This is a genomic window from Lactimicrobium sp. (genome assembly GCF_036453465.1).
Classification (GTDB): domain Bacteria; phylum Bacillota_I; class Bacilli_A; order Erysipelotrichales; family Erysipelotrichaceae; genus Bulleidia.
Map to the genome: position 1 here is coordinate 1 of NZ_JAZHUW010000042.1, position 18,226 is coordinate 18,226.

The 18,226-nt window shown below is 46.6% G+C and carries 18 protein-coding genes and 1 tRNA gene; 10 read left to right on the forward strand and 9 right to left on the reverse strand.

Annotated features, from left to right (window positions below):
• The first annotated feature begins 433 nt into the window (after positions 1–433).
• Positions 434–772: a hypothetical protein gene (locus SOI44_RS09165; protein WP_331348910.1), complete on the forward strand. Its 339-nt coding sequence runs from the start codon at positions 434–436 to the stop codon at positions 770–772.
• Between the two features lie 390 nt (positions 773–1,162).
• On the opposite strand, the gene SOI44_RS09170 is transcribed toward SOI44_RS09165, so the two are convergent.
• The 5 genes from SOI44_RS09170 to SOI44_RS09190 all read right to left on the reverse strand — a co-directional run bounded on the left by SOI44_RS09170 (position 1,163) and on the right by SOI44_RS09190 (position 5,992).
• Positions 1,163–1,945: a transporter substrate-binding domain-containing protein gene (locus tag SOI44_RS09170; RefSeq protein ID WP_331348911.1), complete on the reverse strand. Its 783-nt coding sequence runs from the start codon at positions 1,943–1,945 to the stop codon at positions 1,163–1,165.
• Positions 1,942–2,697 (reverse strand): amino acid ABC transporter ATP-binding protein, encoded by a 756-nt coding sequence (locus tag SOI44_RS09175; protein ID WP_331348912.1) that lies wholly within the window; start codon positions 2,695–2,697, stop codon positions 1,942–1,944. Before SOI44_RS09175 ends, SOI44_RS09170 begins: the two co-directional genes overlap by 4 nt.
• Positions 2,697–3,371, reverse strand: coding sequence for an amino acid ABC transporter permease (locus tag SOI44_RS09180; RefSeq protein WP_331348913.1), 675 nt, complete (start codon positions 3,369–3,371; stop codon positions 2,697–2,699). Before SOI44_RS09180 ends, SOI44_RS09175 begins: the two co-directional genes overlap by 1 nt.
• A 94-nt stretch (positions 3,372–3,465) precedes the next feature.
• The gene (locus SOI44_RS09185) at positions 3,466–3,825 is read right to left on the reverse strand and encodes a winged helix-turn-helix transcriptional regulator (protein WP_331348914.1); all 360 of its coding nucleotides are present in this window, start codon (positions 3,823–3,825) and stop codon (positions 3,466–3,468) included.
• Positions 3,826–3,967: 142 nt separating this feature from the next.
• Entirely contained in the window at positions 3,968–5,992 is a 2,025-nt protein-coding gene (locus tag SOI44_RS09190) for an LTA synthase family protein (protein WP_331348915.1), read from the reverse strand.
• A gap of 233 nt (positions 5,993–6,225) precedes the next feature.
• Here SOI44_RS09190 and trxB point away from each other — a divergent pair, with 233 nt between their 5' ends.
• The 5 genes from trxB (at position 6,226) to SOI44_RS09215 (ending at position 10,138) form a co-directional block, all read left to right on the forward strand.
• Positions 6,226–7,131, forward strand: coding sequence for a thioredoxin-disulfide reductase (gene trxB / locus SOI44_RS09195; RefSeq protein WP_331348916.1), 906 nt, complete (start codon positions 6,226–6,228; stop codon positions 7,129–7,131).
• On the forward strand, positions 7,118–8,032 hold the full coding sequence (locus tag SOI44_RS09200; RefSeq protein ID WP_331348917.1) for a MurR/RpiR family transcriptional regulator: 915 nt from the start codon (positions 7,118–7,120) through the stop codon (positions 8,030–8,032). Before trxB ends, SOI44_RS09200 begins: the two co-directional genes overlap by 14 nt.
• A gap of 158 nt (positions 8,033–8,190) precedes the next feature.
• Positions 8,191–9,192, forward strand: coding sequence for a Gfo/Idh/MocA family protein (locus tag SOI44_RS09205; protein ID WP_331348918.1), 1,002 nt, complete (start codon positions 8,191–8,193; stop codon positions 9,190–9,192).
• Positions 9,189–9,668 (forward strand): VOC family protein, encoded by a 480-nt coding sequence (locus tag SOI44_RS09210; RefSeq protein WP_331348919.1) that lies wholly within the window; start codon positions 9,189–9,191, stop codon positions 9,666–9,668. The genes SOI44_RS09205 and SOI44_RS09210 overlap by 4 nt, the downstream gene beginning before the upstream one ends.
• Positions 9,668–10,138: a heme-binding protein gene (locus SOI44_RS09215; RefSeq protein ID WP_331348920.1), complete on the forward strand. Its 471-nt coding sequence runs from the start codon at positions 9,668–9,670 to the stop codon at positions 10,136–10,138. The genes SOI44_RS09210 and SOI44_RS09215 overlap by 1 nt, the downstream gene beginning before the upstream one ends.
• A gap of 42 nt (positions 10,139–10,180) precedes the next feature.
• Here SOI44_RS09215 and SOI44_RS09220 read toward each other — a convergent pair whose 3' ends face one another.
• Both SOI44_RS09220 and SOI44_RS09225 read right to left on the reverse strand, forming a co-directional pair.
• On the reverse strand, positions 10,181–10,627 hold the full coding sequence (locus tag SOI44_RS09220) for a GatB/YqeY domain-containing protein (RefSeq protein ID WP_331348921.1): 447 nt from the start codon (positions 10,625–10,627) through the stop codon (positions 10,181–10,183).
• Between the two features lie 9 nt (positions 10,628–10,636).
• Positions 10,637–10,918 (reverse strand): chorismate mutase, encoded by a 282-nt coding sequence (locus tag SOI44_RS09225; protein WP_331348922.1) that lies wholly within the window; start codon positions 10,916–10,918, stop codon positions 10,637–10,639.
• A gap of 121 nt (positions 10,919–11,039) precedes the next feature.
• On the opposite strand from SOI44_RS09225, the gene SOI44_RS09230 reads away from it, so the two are divergent.
• The 3 genes from SOI44_RS09230 to SOI44_RS09240 all read left to right on the forward strand — a co-directional run bounded on the left by SOI44_RS09230 (position 11,040) and on the right by SOI44_RS09240 (position 13,163).
• On the forward strand, positions 11,040–12,287 hold the full coding sequence (locus tag SOI44_RS09230; protein WP_331348923.1) for an ATP-grasp domain-containing protein: 1,248 nt from the start codon (positions 11,040–11,042) through the stop codon (positions 12,285–12,287).
• Positions 12,284–13,039, forward strand: a complete 756-nt coding sequence (locus tag SOI44_RS09235) for an esterase family protein (RefSeq protein WP_331348924.1) — start codon at positions 12,284–12,286, stop codon at positions 13,037–13,039. The genes SOI44_RS09230 and SOI44_RS09235 overlap by 4 nt, the downstream gene beginning before the upstream one ends.
• Positions 13,040–13,081: 42 nt before the next feature.
• Positions 13,082–13,163: transfer RNA gene (locus tag SOI44_RS09240), tRNA-Leu, on the forward strand.
• A gap of 39 nt (positions 13,164–13,202) precedes the next feature.
• On the opposite strand, the gene SOI44_RS09245 is transcribed toward SOI44_RS09240, so the two are convergent.
• Positions 13,203–14,075 (reverse strand): NAD(P)-binding domain-containing protein, encoded by an 873-nt coding sequence (locus SOI44_RS09245; RefSeq protein ID WP_331348925.1) that lies wholly within the window; start codon positions 14,073–14,075, stop codon positions 13,203–13,205.
• A gap of 70 nt (positions 14,076–14,145) precedes the next feature.
• Positions 14,146–16,383 carry a glycogen/starch/alpha-glucan phosphorylase gene (locus SOI44_RS09250; protein ID WP_331348927.1) on the reverse strand — a complete coding sequence of 746 codons (2,238 nt, stop codon included), beginning with the start codon at positions 16,381–16,383 and terminating at the stop codon, positions 14,146–14,148.
• 160 nt (positions 16,384–16,543) lie between these two features.
• Between SOI44_RS09250 and SOI44_RS09255 the strand changes: the two genes are divergently transcribed.
• Complete coding sequence (locus SOI44_RS09255) at positions 16,544–18,190, forward strand: IS1634 family transposase (protein ID WP_331348926.1); 1,647 nt, start codon at positions 16,544–16,546, stop codon at positions 18,188–18,190.
• Positions 18,191–18,226: the final 36 nt, after the last annotated feature.

The window sequence follows — 18,226 nt, forward strand, 5'->3', positions numbered from 1 at the left end:
CCAATCCATCTCGAGCGGACCGAGCATGGTCTTCTTCCTAAGTATGTGCCTGCAAAGGAAGAGTGAAACAAGCTGTAGTTACAACTTATACCCGGGAATTTAAGATAATCAGCATAAAACTTTATCACCATTCTTATATCTGGCTATATTCATAGCAGGCCTCCTCTAAGCCACCGGATCTAGATAACATTTGTTAATTGACTTTCTTGGTAGAAAACGAAAGGCTTCTCGGAACAGCTTCATGATAGAAAAGTACATTTTAGATTTCAATATATTTGTAATAACATTCACTATGATATCCAAGACAATTAAAGGTAATAAGTAAAAATTTACATATTTGCCATCAGATAATTATATAGAATGAAGACTAGCATTAGTAGGATTTTATTATTTTCATGGTAATGATATTCTACAATCAGGAGGATGCTATGAAATGAAAAGAATTGTACAATTAATCGTTTCTACCTGCTTAGCAGTCATTTGTTCTTTAACCCTGTATACCACGCATGTATATGCGCAAAGTGGGGAAGGAGTGAATGCATGCACATTTGCTTATAATGATCTCGGCTTTTCTTCTTATTCCGAGTGTGAAAGATGGCTGGATTATAAAGCACATAGTGCACAGCCTAAATGGGTAAACAAGCTCTATGCGTGCACAGCTTATATAGCTGCGGGATCTGTGTATGAGGTCAAGAATTCATTAATGAGACCAAACATCAAAGTTGCAGTACAAAAGTTTGGTTATGCACTGATCGGTTGTATGTTTTTATGAAGTATTTCCAGACTCTTCTCATTCGATTCCTTATTTCCTTTATTGCAGGATTGATCCTGTTTCAGGATTCCTTCAAATCATTATTACTTTGTTTTGTTACAGTTGGGTCTTCGCTGATCATGCAACTATCTGGTAAGACAGAGAAACTTCTTTATCAGATCTTATTAGTGGCTGCTTTCAGTATCATGATCTCGTTACTCGTCTTGTGGCATTCCCATCAGTTTTCTCAGGCGATGAAAACACTGCTGTTTTTTCTCATCTATTATAGTGGCGGAATACTGTTAGAAAAGCGATTCGGATCAAAAGACGAATCACAATAATCCATGAATAAAAGGGGCTGAGCCCCTTTTTGGATTTCATTTTGTAAAAAGCACGAGAACTGCCTGCGTCTTACTTATTGGTCAGATCTGCCCCGAAGTACTTCTGTGACAGCTGGGCCAGAGTGCCATCATCTCTCATATCCTGCAGTGCCTTGTTTACAGCTTCCTTCAGGGAATCAGAGCCTTTCTTCATCGGAATGGCATATTCGGTCACATCATCAGACTGAGCTGCAACTTTCAGATTGGTCTCACCGGTTGTATGCAGATAATCCTGCACGGATGTATCCGCATTGATCGTGGCATCCACGGTGCCATTGAGCACCAGTGTCATCGTCTCTGCCAATGTCGGCACATTGGAAACTTCTGCACCATACTGCTCACCCATTTCCGCATAGGTAGATCCTGTGGAATTAGCTGTCTTTTTACCCTTGAGATCCTCAAAGCTTGTGATATCGGTATTGTTCTTCAAAGTGACAAGATCAATGTGGTCATAGGCATACGGATCAGAGAAATCAAATGTCTTCTCACGATCTTCGGTCACATCGACGCCATTGACAACAATATCATAAACACCAGTGGAAAGTCCTGTTAACAGGCCGTCCCATGGTGCTTCTGTAATCTTGGCTTCAACACCAAGCTTTTCCGCAACACCCTTGGCAACTTCCACGTCATAGCCTACCAGATCATCATTTTCATCATGATAGGAAAACGGCTGCCAGTCCCCTTCCAATCCAATATTGATCACACCGGCATCCTGAATCTTCTTGAGCGAATCATCACTGGATGATCCACCGCATCCGGCCAGTGTCAAAGCCAGAATACCTGCCAGTACGGCACTGATCTGTTTCTTCATTTTCTTTCCTCCCTGTCTTCCATACGCAGGAACTCTTTTGTTCTGTCTTTTACAGGATGTGCAAAGAAGTCCTGCGTACTCCCTTCTTCCACAATCACACCATGTTCCATAAAGATCGTATGCGTGCTGACATCACGGGCAAATGCCATCTCATGCGTCACCACAATCATCGTCCTGCCCTCATTGGCAAGATCGCGCATGACCTTTAATACCTCGCCGATCAATTCCGGATCCAGCGCACTGGTAGGCTCATCAAAATAGATAATCTCCGGATTGATTGCCAGAGCCCTGGCAATAGCAGCACGCTGCTGCTGGCCGCCAGACAGCTGCGCAGGATAATAATCTGCCCGCTCTGCCATGCCAACCTTTTTCAGCATTTCCATGGCAGTCTCCTCAGCCTGTTTCTGCGGTATCTTCCTTGCGACTGTCAGACCAAGCATGACATTTTTCAACACCGTCAGATTGGCAAACAGGTTGTAGTTCTGGAACACAAAACCTGTATGTTTCCTGACTGCTTCAATATCCTTTTTCTCCATGTGGGCAAGATCATATTCCTTCCCATCGAAGGTAATCATGCCGCCGTCTGCCTTTTCCAGAAAGTTCAGACACCGCAGCAAAGTTGTCTTGCCAGAACCCGATGGTCCAAGAATGGCAACCACATCACCTTTGTTGACCTGCAGGGAAACATCCTGCAGAACATCCAGAGTGCCGAAGGATTTACGGATATGATCTGCTTTTAATACCTGCTGCATCACTTTGCCTCCTGGGCCTGATAGCGGTTCAGCCGCTTTTCAATGGCATGCTGGAAAAGGGTGATCAAAGAGCAGAACAACAAATACACCACTGCCACTTCAATATACAGCGGCATGAACTGGTATGTTCTGCCGGCAATCCTCTGGGTTGTCATAAACATATCCACGACTGTGATATTGGCAGCCAGAGATGTATCCTTGACCAATGAAATCAAAGAGTTGGACAAAGCCGGAAAAGCTGTGCGGAATGCCTGGGGCAGTACGATATGGTGCATGATCTGAAAGAAATTCAGTCCTACGCAGTATCCTGCTTCGCTTTGTCCCTTATCGACTGCCTCCAAGCTGCCACGCAGTGTTTCGGCCATGTAGGCACCTTCACAAAAGGAAAGGCCAACCGCCGCTGCCACAAAGGCATCGACGTGAATGCCGATGGCCGGCAGGCCATAGAAGATGATGGCCAGCTGCACAAGCAATGGCGTACCGCGGATCAGCCAGATATAGAATCTTGCAATCTGGCGCAATACCGGTACCTTTGCATACTGCACAAGTGCCGTGATCAAGGCAATCAACAAGCCTGCCAGAAAAGCCACAATGGTCAGCGGAATCGTCACCTTGATACCTGCGGCAAGTATTTTCCAAAAGGAATCATACAGAATTCCCCACAAGTCACTCATTCTCTTCCCCTTTCCTGTTTCGCCATTTTAGGCATGACAATCATGCCTGACAAGCAATATGCACAGACCGGCAATGCCTGTTTTGTATAGCCCATTATGCCTGCTTGGCATTTTTCTCATGCAGGAAGGCAATATACGCATTGCCCCATGTCTCAATGCTGGCAAGCACCGGCTTGAAAGTCTCACCAATCTCAGTCAGGCTGTATTCCACCCGCAGCGGCACCTGCGGATAGACCGTCCTTGTCAAGAGGCCTTCCTTTTCCAAGTCTTTCAAATGCACAGATAATGTTGCCTGGGTAATGCCAAGCTCCTTCTGCAGTTCACCAAAACGTCTTGGTCCATTCTCCAGGGCATGCATGATCAGGATTGCCCACTTTCCTGACAGCAGTTTCTGGGCTGTTACATACGGGCAGATCCCAAAACGATCATTCTGTTCACATACTTCTTTCTTCATGTTTTCACCATTCCTTACGATCAATGTGTACCACTGCATCCTAGCATCATCAGATATTACAAGCAAGTCAAATAATTAAAGCAATAAATATTTTCCGGGAAATAAAAAGACATCCGCAAACGCAGATGTCATATTGATTAGATTACGACGCCGGCTTTGGTGAAGGTGATGCCGAAGGCGAAGAGAACGTGCTCTCATCTGTCATGATGGTATACGAGTTCCATGCATATGACAGCATCCTGTGCGTCTTGGAAGCACTCTGTACACCGACTGCAATATTGGTACCCTTAGATGGCAGATCCCCACTGACCTTCAGCGTATTGATATCAATGAATTCCGTATCTTCCTGCACTTCTCCATCCACAACCGCCTTACACGACTGGGTGAAGTTGCGTCCCTTGATCAGATAGCCATCACGCACCGGAATAATACCTGTCATGACAATATTCTTGACACCAAGACGATACTTTGGATTCGGCTGATACGGATCATTGCCGTTATACGCATACTGCTTGCCATACAGCAGATCATACTGCAGTGTCTGCATCTCATTGAAGAAGTTCTCTTCTTCACCAGTATGTGCCTGCTGGAAGCGGAACATTGTCCCGGTATGGATATCCAGGGCATTCATGATCGTGGCAATGGCACGGTAGGAAGTGATGTTCTGGTTCGGAATCTTCAGGCCGAAGTTATTCCAGATCAGATAATTGGTCTGATACAGATTGCCGCCGGCCATATCCTTATCCTGCAGATTCATGGTCGGCAGATGGTCGCCATAGAACAGGATGATGCTCTTCTCATCACGCTGGTTGATAGAATCAATCAGATTCTTGATGAATTCATCCTCTTCATGAATCTCATTGACATAGTATTCCCATGCACATCTCTGGGCATCCGTCATATTGCCGGACACGGTAATCTCAGGATCATCCAGCACTTCTTCATTCGGATAGGCACCATGAGGCTGCACAGATACGGTAAAGATGTAATCCTTGCCAGGTGTGGCATCCATGGCATCATTGATCGGCTTGATCAGATTGCGGTCCTTCATCCAGCCGTTGTGGTTCACATCTGTCTGATTCTGCATATATTCCTTGGATGTGAACGTATCAAAGCCAAGATTCTTATATACCTTCTTGCGGGAATAGAAATTGGCTTCATTGTCATGCAGAGCACTGGCAGAATAGCCAAGTGTCTTCAGATCAAAGGCACTGCTTTCACATGGCTCTTGGGAAAGGATACTCTTGAACGGATATTCACCAGCGCCAAAGAACCGCAGCGACATGCCGGTCAGTGTTTCAAACTCGGTATTGGCTGTTCCGGCACCGATAGTCGGTACCGTATAGTAGCCATGTGTGCAGGAATTCTCCAGCTCATGCCAGTTGGGAATCGGATCCTCGGAGCACTGGAGATAATTCACACGCTGCGGATCAAAGAAGGATTCCAGCTGTACCACAATAATATTAGGAAGATCATCTGTATCCGTCGTTGTCGTACCGGCTTTGTCATCTTCAGAAGTAATGGAATTGACAAGCGAAGGCGAATAGTTGTTTGGCTCTCTGATGCCGGTATCCAGCACCGTTACTGTAAAGCAGTATGGAAAGCCATAGTCCTGATAAGCAAAGGCAATATTGCCAAAGTACGTAGACAGGATACGGGCATTGACACACAGCTTGGTCAGGCCATAGAAGCCGCCTACTGCTGCCACTAAGCCGACAATGACAATCGGATAATGCATCTTGCCGCGGAACTTCGGTGAACGGAAGAGATAGATGATGGCAAGAATGATACCGATGATGACAATGGCATAGATGCAGAAAATCTTGAAATGGGACATGTACTTGCCCATGACTGCCTTGCCTTCGGTGAAGTTCTTGAAATCAGGTCCGGTGAATGGTGTGACACGGTTGGACAGGATGATGCCATTGGTAACACCAAGTGCAATCCAGAAGCCAAAGATCAATACCCGCAGGAAACGGCGCTTACGGAACAGGAAGATTGGCAGCGAGGTCACATAGATCAATACACAGTTATACAAGAATGCCTTTGTAGAACTGTGCACAAACTGAAAGGCTGCCATCATGCCATGCCGTGAACAGACTTCAATAATGAAGCAGGTCACCACGGACATCACAAACTGTCCGATCAGTGCCTGCCAGTTATTCATCTGCTTCGGATCTTCTCTCTGCCGAAGCAGTTCTTTCAGAAAATGAAATATTTTTAACCATACTTCTTTTAAACGCTTCATTTTAACACCAGTCCAATACAGGCAAATATGATATCCCTTTTTCACCGTTTTTACACATTTATCATGAAATTTTTTCTTAAGATTGCCCTGAGCATCCCGCTTTCCTTTTTCAAAGCATCAGGGCATCATACTGATAGAAGAGGTAATTCCATATGACAGACTTATTTATTATCGGTGCCGGTACTGCCGGACTGTCCGCAGCCATCTATGCCGTGCGGGCAGGAAAATCCGTCATTGTCGCAGAAAGCGGCACCTATGGCGGCCAGATTATCAATACACCAGACATTGAAAACTATCCGGGCATTGCCCATATCTCCGGCTATGAATTTGCCACAAACCTGTACAGCCAGGCCACGGATCTTGGCGTCAAGGTCATCTTTGCAAAGGTTGAAGAAATCACAGGAGATGGTCCGTTCACCATCAAAGCCGGCAAAGACACCTATGAAGCAAAGACAATCATCATCGCCACCGGTGCTAAAAACAGGCATCTTGGTTTAAAGAACGAAGAACGGCTGATTGGCAAAGGCATCTCTTACTGTGCTACATGTGACGGCATGTTCTTCAAAGGAAAAGATGTGGCCGTCAATGGCGGCGGCAACACAGCCCTTTCCGACGCACTGTATCTGGCCGGTATTGCCAATCATGTTACATTGATTCACCGCAGAGATTCCTTCCGTGGCGACAAGGCAGACCTGGACAAGCTGAACACATGTGACAATGTCACCTTTCTGCTCAACAGCAATGTCACCGGCCTTTCCGGCAAAGACCATCTGGAAAGCATTGCAGTGACCAATGTCAAAACCAGGGAAACAACAAACGTGCCGGTCAGTGCCCTGTTTGTAGCAATCGGCCAGGAACCTGACAACCAGATTTTTGCCAATCTGGTCGATCTGGATGAAAAGGGCTATATCAAGGCCGGTGCGGATTGTGAAACATCACATCCGGGCATCTATGCGGCTGGTGACTGCCGGACAACATCCCTGCGCCAGTTAACAACTGCCGCAGCCGATGGTGCCATTGCGGCAACGGCAGCCTGCACATACATTGACAGAAATTGAGAGCAGCGGGCAAAACCGCTACAATGGCGGTATGACCACAAAAATCAATCTCAAAGATGAAGCAGAGAAGAAACGGAAGGATCCAAATGTATCACTTGCAGAGAAGTTAACAGACACCACATTTGCCAGTGATACCTTCCAGACGATCTCTGCTTTTCTTCTTGCCAACTATCAGAAAGTTCCTGACATGAGTGTCAGGCAGCTTGCGGATGTCTGCTATGTCAGTCAGGGTACCATTGTCCGTTTTGCAAAGAAACTCGGCTATCATGGCTACCGCGATCTGCAGAACGATCTCATCCGCCAGAGTGAAGCACAGAAATATGTCAGCCAGGATGTCAACTTCAAGCAGCCCTTTGATACCAGCAAAGCCATGGCCCAGGAGATTGTCAGTTCCATGGCATCCTTATACCGGGAGTCCATCGATATCATCCAAACTGCCATTCATCCCATGCAGTTACAGCGGATGGCGCAGCGCCTCAACAGAAGTGCACAGATCCTGCTGGTTGGCACCGGTGATACCGAAATCACCTGCCTGCAGTTTGCCAACCGCATTGCCAAGCTCGGCTGCCACGTCCAGATGACCACCATGTTTGGTGATCAAAGCCTGATTCTGGCCAATGCAAAGTCAGATGACACGGTCATCATTGCCAGCTACTCCGGCGATTACTTTGACAGCTTCCACAGCACATTAAAGCAGCTCAAATCAACAGGCACTGCCATCTTTGCCATGACAGCCAAAGCAGACAGCTGGCTGATCCCCTATGCCAATGAAACTGTCATTTTTCCTGATCTGGAAGGAAAAAGAGAAGAACGCATCGGTACCTTCTATTCCCAGCTTGCCATTGGATATGTTCTCAATCTTCTGTATTCATTTCTCTATGCATATCATCAGGCAGAATAATTTGTGAAAACTGCATATGATCACACAATAGTGGAACAATGTTTCCACTTTTTTTGTAGATTATATGAAATAACCTGATTCAATGTTTCTTTCATACACCAGGCATATAGAACATGCGGACAGAGAAAAGTAAAACAGCAGTACAGGAGGATCAATCAATGAAAATAGGATTTCTTGGTGCAGGCATGATTGTGCTGGATCTGATGCGTACCATTGATCAGATTCCATTTGAAAAGAAAGTCATACTGGGCACGGAACATAATCGGGAACGTACAGAAGAACTTGCCAGACGATTTGGTTTTGCAAGAACATACTATGATTATGATGAACTGCTGGCATCAGACGTGGACACGGTCTATGTAGCGTTGCCAAATCATCTTCATTACAGCTTTGCAAAAAAGGCACTGGAAGCTGGCAAGCATGTCATCATTGAAAAACCAATCACAGCAAATGATGAAGAACTTGAAAGTTTAAAGAAGATTGCAGCAGAAAAGCATCTGATGATCTTTGAAGCAATGAGTGTGGTTCATATGCCAGCTTATCTTGCCATCAAAGAAAAACTGCCGGAGCTTGGCAATATCAAGATCATCTCGCTGAACTACAGTCAGTATTCCCATCGCTATGATGCCTTCAAAGCAGGCACAATCCTGCCGGTCTTTGACCCGCATAAAGCCGGCGGAGCCCTGATGGACCTGAATGTGTACAACATCAGCTTCATCTGCGGTCTGTTTGGTGAACCAAAGCATGTCTCTTATCATGCCAACATCGAAAAAGGCATTGATACTTCCGGCATCCTGACGATGGATTATGGCACATTCCAGGCTGTTTCGATCGCCGCCAAAGACTGCAAAGCACCTGTTTCCTGCAGTATTCAGGGTGATGCCGGATGTATTGCCATGCACTCCTCTGTCAATGGCATGACCAGCTTTGATCTGGACCGCAATGATGGCAGCGTTGAGCCCTACAATGACAACAGTGGCAGGCACCGCATGCTTTATGAATTCCTGGATTTCATCCAAACCGTGGATACAAAAGACTATGCGCACATGGAAGAAATGCTGGAAGCCAGCAGTATGGTATCACGTGTCATGGAAACAGCCAGAAAAGATGCCGGCATCATTTTTGATAATGATATCAATATAAAAGGAGAACAGTTATGAAATTCAATGCCATCATGCATGTATCATTCTATACGGATCGCTTTGATGAAATGATTGATTTCTACACAAAGAAGCTTGGCTTAAAGCAGAAAGTGATTGTGAAGTGGAAAGAATATAAAGGAAGAACAGACCGGCCGCAGATGGCAGCCATGGCCGAGAAAGATCCGGAAGGTATCTTCTATACGTATATTGAGCTTGCTCCGGGTCAGTTCATTGAACTTTTCCCTGCCAGTCCGAATCAGAAGCCGCACAGACAGTGGAATGAAGATGTGGGCTATTCCCACTTTGCCCTGACGGTGGATGATATCTTTGCGGCCAGTGAAGAATTACAGAAAGCCGGCATCAATCCTGACACAAAGATTTCCAAAGGTCCCTCCGGCACCTGTCAGCAGTGGTTCCATGATCCGGATGGCAACAAGTTTGAACTGATGCAGTTTACCGAAGACTCCTATCAGGTCAAAGGACATCTGGACTGATGTATACGCAGGAGGATTTAGCTATCCTGGAAGAGCAGGAGAGGCTGCTGCGGTATGATTCCTTTGCCAGTAAAGATGCACTGGCTCTGGGCAATGCCATTGCCCAGGCTGCACTGTCATATGACCGCGGCATTGTCATCCAGATCAAGCGTCTGTCAGATGACATGGTGATCTTCCAGTATACCATGGATGACAAAGCACCACGCAACTTCTTCTTTACCAAGATCAAGGAAGATTCTGTTCGTAAAAGCCATCACAGTTCTGCCTGGCAGTATGTGTATGAATGCATCCACAATGAAAAGCAGGACACCAGCGGCGGCGGTTTCCCAATCTGTTTGAAAGACGGAACGGAAACGGCCATCCTGCTGGTATCCGGCCTGCATGAAGGCAAGGATCATGAAGTACTGCTGCAGGGGCTGGAAGATATCCTACAGGTCAAAGTACCCAGACTCAACAAGGAAATTGCATAACGAAAAGAAAGGAGCACGTGCTCCTTTCTTTTCGTTATGGTCTCAGTGCAGCAGTGTGCCAAGTACTCTGGCAACAGTCTTGCCGTCTGTTTTGCCCTTGTACTCTGTCATCATGGTCTTCATGACCGGGCCCTGGCTCTTCTTTGTATGATCCAGTCCTTTTTCAGCAATGATCTTTTCCAGAGCATCCTTGATCTCATCCTCACTCATCTGCTTTGGCAGATAGCTTTCAATGATATCAATCTTCTGCTGTGCCTTTTCCTTCAGCTCAGGACGGGAATCCGGAATACTTTCCAGCTCTTCCTTTGTCTGCTTCAGTTCCTTCTGCACATAGACAAGCTCTTCATCCTTGCTCAGTTCCTTGCCGCTTTCCTTCTCAGCCAATGCAATCGCACTGATCAGTAAAGAGCAGACACCCTTTCTGACTTCATCCTTGTCCTTCATTGCCTGCATGTTGTCATGCCGGATCTGTTTCAACAATTCACCCATATTTCTCTGTTATTTCTCCTCTCTGATCTGTTTCTGATATTCCTTTGACAGCTCCATCAGCTCCTGATACCATCTGCGGAAATACGGCCGGATATCATCATCTGAAATCCGGGAAACATTCTTCTCCAGGATTTCCTTCTCACGGCCGGAATCCAGAATCGGGAGCCGGTTTTCAATCTTGTAGTCAATCACATCGCGCACGGCCGCAAAACGCTGGGCAAACAGATCGGCCATCTGCGCATCAATGGCATCAATACGGCTGCGTGCATCCTTCAGTTTATTCTCAGTCATTGCTGTTCCCCCTGGTATTCCCGTCCATTATATCCCGCTTCGTATCACCCTGCGTAATAAATTGCATTCTATAGCCATATGATGGTGTATAATCTCACACAAGAAGGGATGGACGTCGATTATGAGCAACTTTGTCTTCATATCACCGAATTTTCCAAAGACGTATTATCAGTTTCCAAAAGCATGGAAACAGATCGGGGGAACGTCTTTGTGCATTGGAGAAGACCCTTATGATTCACTTTCCCAGGAAATGAAAGATGCCATGGATGAATACTATCAGGTATCGTCCATGATGAACTACGATGAGATGTACCGGGCGGTTGCCTGGTTTGCCCACAAGCACGGCAAGATTGACTGGCTGGAGAGCAACAATGAATTCTGGCTGGAACAGGATGCCCGCCTGCGCGAGGATTTCAATATCAATACCGGTGACAAGACCAAAGATGTGATGCGTTATAAACTGAAGTCCAACATGAAAAAGTACTACCAGGAAGCTGGCGTCCCTTGTGCCCGCTGGCATCTTGTTTCTGATCTGGAAGCAGGAAAGAACTTTGTCAAGGAAGTCGGCTTTCCTGTCATCGTCAAGCCAAATGACGGTGTTGGCGCCAATGGCACCTGGAAGATCAACAATGAAAAGGAGCTGGAAGACTTCTACCGCCAGAACCTGAAAGTACAGTACATCATGGAAGAGTATGTACCAGGCTATATCGTTTCCTTTGATGGCATTACTGACCAGGATGGCAATATCATCTTCAAGACAAGCCATACTTTCCCGGAACCGATCATGGACGTTGTCAATGAAGGCGATGAATGCTGCTACTGGAGTGAAAGAGTCATTCCTGAAGATCTGGATCAAATGGGTTCAAGGGTCATCAAAGCATTCAGGATCAGAGGCAGATTCTTCCATACCGAGTATTTCCGCCTGACCAAAGACAAGCCAAACCTTGGCAAAAAGGGCGGTCTGGTCGGCCTGGAAGTCAACATGAGACCGCCGGGAGGATATACCCCGGACATGATGAACTTTGCCAATGACATCAATGTCTACAACATCTACGCCAACATGTGCATGTATAACCACGGCCTGTATGAGACGGACCGTCCATACTTCTGTGTCTATGTCGGCAAGCGTGACCGCCTGACCTATGCCAATTCCGATGCCTCTGTGTTCTACCGCTATGGCTCCAATATCTGCATGCATGAGCGGATGCCAGGCATCCTTGGCTCGGCCATGGGCGATGATATGTACATTGCCCGCTTCAAGACCATTGAAGAAGTAAAGAATTTCATCCGCTTCGTCTATGAAAAGCCGAAGAAGAAAGAAGAAAACACAGAAGAAGCCGGGCAGGCAAAGAAAGAGGCAGCCGCATGAAGACAGAATACTTCAAGGAATATTCCAGGAACCTGGGCCGTGATATGGAATTCAAAGTATATGGACATGCCGGCAAGCCGGTGCTTGTCTTTCCAAGCCAGGACGGCCGTTTCTTCGATTATGAAAACAACGGTATGGTCGCAGCCGCCGCACCGTATATTGATGCCGGCAGAGTACAGCTGTTCTGCTGTGATTCCAACGATGTCAACAGCTGGTCATGGAAGACCTGGGACAACCGCAAGCGGATTGAGAACCAGGAAGCCTATTTTCACTACATCACAGATGAACTTGTGCCCCGCATCAAGGAAATCAGCAGTGCAGCCAACCAGGGCAATACCTATGATGGCATTCTGACAACCGGCTGTTCCATGGGCGGCACCCATGCACTCAACTTTCTGTTAAGAAGACCGGATCTGTTCTCCGGCTGTATCGCCCTGTCCGGTGCTTACAATGCCAGACTGTTCTTCCCGGACTACATGGATGATCTTGTCTATGCCAACTCACCAGTTGACTACATTGAAGGTATGCCCTATGACCACCCGTATGTAGAGATGTACCGCCACCGGGACATCATCATCTGCTGCGGCAGAGGCGCTTGGGAACACCCGATGCAGGAAGATGCCGCCAGAATGAAGGAACTGTTTGCCTATAAGAACATTCCGGCATGGGTGGATTTCTGGGGTGCAGATGTGGCCCATGACTGGCCATGGTGGCGCCGCCAGCTGCCCTACTATCTCAACTTTGTCTGCTAAAACTTGCCAATCAAAACCGCGGCATACTATAATATGAACCACGCGGTTATGGTGGAATTGGCAGACACGATAGATTTAGGATCTATTGGGGCAACCCGTACAGGTTCAAGTCCTGCTAACCGCACGTAAAAGGATGGCATTCACGCCATCCTTTTTTCTGTCTTCATTTCTTCTCTGCCAGCGTGTCATAGAATGCCTTGATGGCACTGTGATCTTTATTACCAAGATCATGGCTGTGCAGCCACTGCATGATCTCCTTCACCTGGGCTGTCATCAAAGCAGGAGTGCCTGTATCATTGGCCGCATGCAAAGCATTGTTAAGATCCTTGATGTGCAGGTCAATGCGGAAACCAGGATCATAGCGTTTATCAATCATCATCTGTGCCTTTGCATGCATGACAGCAGAATCGGCCAGGCCGCCTGTAAGTGCCTCTATAACAACAGAAGGATCCAGGCCAGACTGCTGGGCTAAGGTAATGCCTTCTGCCAGCGCCATCAGATTGCCTGCCACAATGATCTGATTGCAGAGCTTTGCCGTATTGCCGGCCCCAATCTCTCCAACCAGTACCGCTGAAGATCCCATGGCCAGCAGAATCGGTCTGTATTTGTCAAACACTTCCTGCTTTCCGCCAACCATGAAACTCAAAGTACCTTCAATGGCACCCGGTTCCCCGCCGGATACCGGCGCATCCAGCATATCAATGCCGCGCTTTGCAAGCTGTGCATTTACTTTCCTGGAAACAGAGGGATCAATCGAACTCATATCGATCAGACAGGAACCGGGCTTCATAATCTCAGCCAGCCTGTCTTCCTCTAACATAACAGCTTCCACCTGCTTTGAATCCGGCAGCATCAACAGCACCACATCACAGCTTTCTCCAATCTCTTTCTTGGAAACAACCGGAATGCCAAACGACGCAAAATAGTCATTCATATTGGCACGGTGCGGTGACACACACAGATCATAGCCTGCCTTTTTCAGATTCAGTGCCATCGGCCGTCCCATGACGCCAAGACCAATCATGCCAAGTTTCATATGCAATCACCACCTGCTGTCAGTATAAGCGCAATCCACAAAAAAAGCAGGATTTCTCCTGCTTGTGCAATTACTTTGTTGTATCCGGTGTCAGATGCCAGATATCTTCATTGTACTGGGCAATGGTACGGTCACTGGAGAAGAAACCGGCATTGGCAGTATTGATAAGCATCTTTCTGCTCCAGGCATCACGATCCTCATAGTCAGAAAGCATTCTTGCCTTGGTCTCACAATAATCCTCGAAATCCGGGAAGGTCATGAACCAGTCTTTAGACAGCAGCTCATGGCTCAATCTGCCCAGATTCTCTGGATCGCCGCCATTCTGCATCATCAGATCCGATGTCAGGAAATCAACTGCCTTCTTCAGCTTCGGATCACGCTCATAGTACTCTCTGGAGACATAATCCGCATTCTTGTAATGAGCAATGACTTCATCCGAAGACTCACCGAATGTATAGATGTTATCCGGTCCAACCAGATCCGCAATCTCAACATTGGCACCATCCATCGTACCAAGTGTAACGGCACCATTGAGCATGAACTTCATATTGCCGGTGCCGCTTGCTTCCTTGGATGCCAGGGAAATCTGCTCAGAGATATCCGCAGCCGGAATCAGCTTCTCAGCCAGAGAAACGTTGTAGTTCTCCAGCATGACAACCTTCAGCCATCTGGACGCATCCGGATCGGCATCCAGTACCTTGGAGAAGGTCAGAATGGCATGAATGATATCCTTGGCAATGATGTAAGCCGGAGCAGCCTTGGCACCGAAGAAGACCGTGATCGGACGTACCGGGAACTTACCCTCTACCATGTCATTGTAGACAGAGATTGCCCACAGCAGGTTCAGCTGCTGGCGCTTGTATTCATGCAGACGCTTGGACTGCACATCAAACACAGAATTCGGATTCACTTCAATACCGCGGTAATTCTTCAGATAATCCGTGAAGTTCTGCTTGTTCTCCTGCTTGACTGCAAGAATCTTCTTCAGGAACTCCGGATCATCCTTCTTTGCCTCAAGTTTCTTGAGATCATCCGCATGGCGGATCCAGTCATCACCGATCGTTTCATTGATCAAAGAAGTCAGGGCCGGATCGCACATCACGCCCCAGCGGCGAAATGTAATACCGTTGGTCTTGTTGTTGAACTTCTCCGGATAAATCTTATAGAACGGAGCCAGCTCGGTATTCTTGAGAATCTCGGTATGCAGCTTGGCAACACCGTTGACGGAATGAGAGAAGTGAATGTCAATGTTGGCCATATGCACATTGTTATTGCCATCAATGATCTGAACAAACGGTTCATCATAACGCTCAGCAACATATGCCTGCAGCTTTTCAATGACCGGAATCAGCTGCGGCACAGCCTTTTCCAGATATGCACGCGGCCATGTTTCAAGAGCCTCAGCCAGGATTGTATGGTTGGTATAGCCGCATACAGCTCTGACAATCTCAATGCTTTCTTCAAAGGAAATACCCTTGGCAGTCAGTCTGCGGATCAGTTCCGGAATGACCATAGTCGGATGGGTATCATTGATCTGAATGGCGGCATAATCAGCCAGATCATGCAGATTGCTGCCCTTTGCCTCAGCTTCTTCAAGAATCAGCTGGGCAGCATTGGCTGTCATGAAGTATTCCTGATAAACACGCAGAATACGTCCATCCTCATCCGAATCATCCGGATACAGGAACAAAGTCAGATTCTTGGCAATCTGCTTCTTATCAAAGCTGATCTGATCACGAATCACACGCTCATCCAGTGTATCCACATCAAACAGACGCAGCTTGCCGCACTTGGAACCATAGCCTGTCACACCAATCTCATACATCGTTGAAGTCAAAGAGAAACCGCCGAAGTCAACGGTATAGTGCTTGCCAGTCGGCCGCATCCAGCTCTCATGCCCCCACTGCAGCCATCTGTCAGGTGTCTCAGACTGCTTGTTATTCTCAAAATTCTGCTTGAACAGTCCGCAATGATATGCCAGACCGACACCATCTGCCGGTAAGCCAAGGGTTGCCAGAGAATCCACGAAGCAGGCAGCCAGACGGCCAAGGCCGCCATTGCCAAGGGAAGGCTCATACTCGAACTCTTCCAGATCAGCCAGGCTGCGGCCGGCATCTTCCAGCTGCTTCTTGACATCCTGGTACAGACCAAGATTGATCAGATTGTTGGAAAGCAGCTTGCCGATCAGAAACTCAGCTGAAATATAATACAGCTTCTTTTTGCCGGTATTGTATCCTTTCTCTTTTTCTGCATCATTGACCAGATTCAGGACACCGTTGAACAGTTCCAGCTCCGTGCACTCCTGCAGCGGCTTGCCTGTATAGTCCGTTAACTTCTCCTAAAGTATAACCAAGAGAGCTTCTGAATACAGAGAATCATCAGATTTCATCGGATGATTTTCGCTTCGAAAGCTCTTTTCTTTCAGCTCCAAATTAGTTATAATATAACCAATAAAAGAGGTTTATCATATGATGGTTGATCTTCCTGATGGAGCGTTGATTTATAAGCATGGCAGTACCTTTTATGTGTATATCAATACTGAGAAAGTTTATCTGAAGGATAAGGGATACAATGAGAACAAGAGAATGTGTATCGGGAAACTCTCAGAGGATGATAAGCATAAGATGATACCTAATAAGAACTACAAAAAGCTGTTTGCAGATCAGGATCTTCCGGAAGCACCTGAGAGATCTGATACGCTGCAGGCAGGGCTGTATGTTGTGCTGTCAAAGGCAATGCATGAGATGAGTCTTGATACACTGCTGGACAGTGCGTATGGAGAGGACAGCTTTTTGATGCAGGACAGTGTGCAGTACATGATCGGCTGTGAAAGCAATGCCATGCAGTATTTCCCTGATTATGCCTATGAAAGCGTGATTCATTCAGAGCGTATTCATGATGACAATGAGATCTGTGAGATGTTCAAAAAGCAGAGTTCCCAGCAGCACGATTACTTTCTGAAGAACTGGAATGCATTGCATACGGATGCCAGAGACGTTTATATTTCCTATGATTCAACCAACATGAACACATGCGCGCGTGGTGTTGAACTGGCGGAATACGGGGCTGCCAAGGATGATCCGGATATTCCGGATGTGAACTTCTCACTTGCCTATGATCAGGACAATGGCACCCCGTATTTCTATGAGTTGTATCACGGAAGTATCATTGATAACACACAGTGCCAGTTCATGGTAGAGCGGGCCCAGCAGTATGGCTATCATGATGTTGGCTTTATTCTGGACAGAGGGTATTTCAGCTCAGGAAATATCAAGTTCTTTGATAAACATCATTATGACTTCATCATCATGGCAAAAGGAAACGCCAGGTTTATTCAGGAGGCGGTAGATGGTGTAAGTGAGAGGCTGAGATTGACACCATTTGAAGATTATCTGGATGAGCATGAAGTATATGGAAAGACAATACGCGGCTGTCTTTATCCAGGAGATCAGAAGACCAGATATATCCATATCTACTATGATGAGAAAAAGGCTGCAGCAGAAAGAGAAGCCTTCTTAAGCAGACTGCACAAAATGGATGAGGAGCTTGATAAGAGACTGGAGAAAAAGCTGACCAGAAAGCAGGATATCAAGTCGTATGAGAAATACTACAGTCTGAAATTTGATGATAATGGCTATTTCTTGGCACATAAGCGTAAGAAGCAGACAGTGCAGAAAGCAATGAGCAGGCTTGGTTTCTTTGTACTGATTACAAGTGAAAAGATGAGTGCATCAGAAGCACTTGATAAATACAGACACAGAGACTCCATTGAGAAGCTGTTCAGAACAGATAAGAGCTATCTTGGTGGAAAGGCATTCAGGGTATATACGGATATCTCATTGGAAAGCAAGACGATGGAGACATTCATTGCGATCATTCTGCGCAATGACATGTTCAATCGGCTGAAACCGCTGTATCAGAAAGACCGGAAGAATTTTACAGTGCCAGAGGCAATTCATCAGTTAAATAAACTGACCATCACAAGAAACCCGGATGGAAAATATTATCAGAAGTATGCAGTGACAAAGAGGCAGAAAGAGATCCTGAGTGTGTATGGCATCAGCGAACAGAGCTATGCCCGCGAGATCAAAAAGATCTGTCAGAGAATCAGGTGATTTTCTCAGTTAGTTATAAAATCCATGAAGTTAACG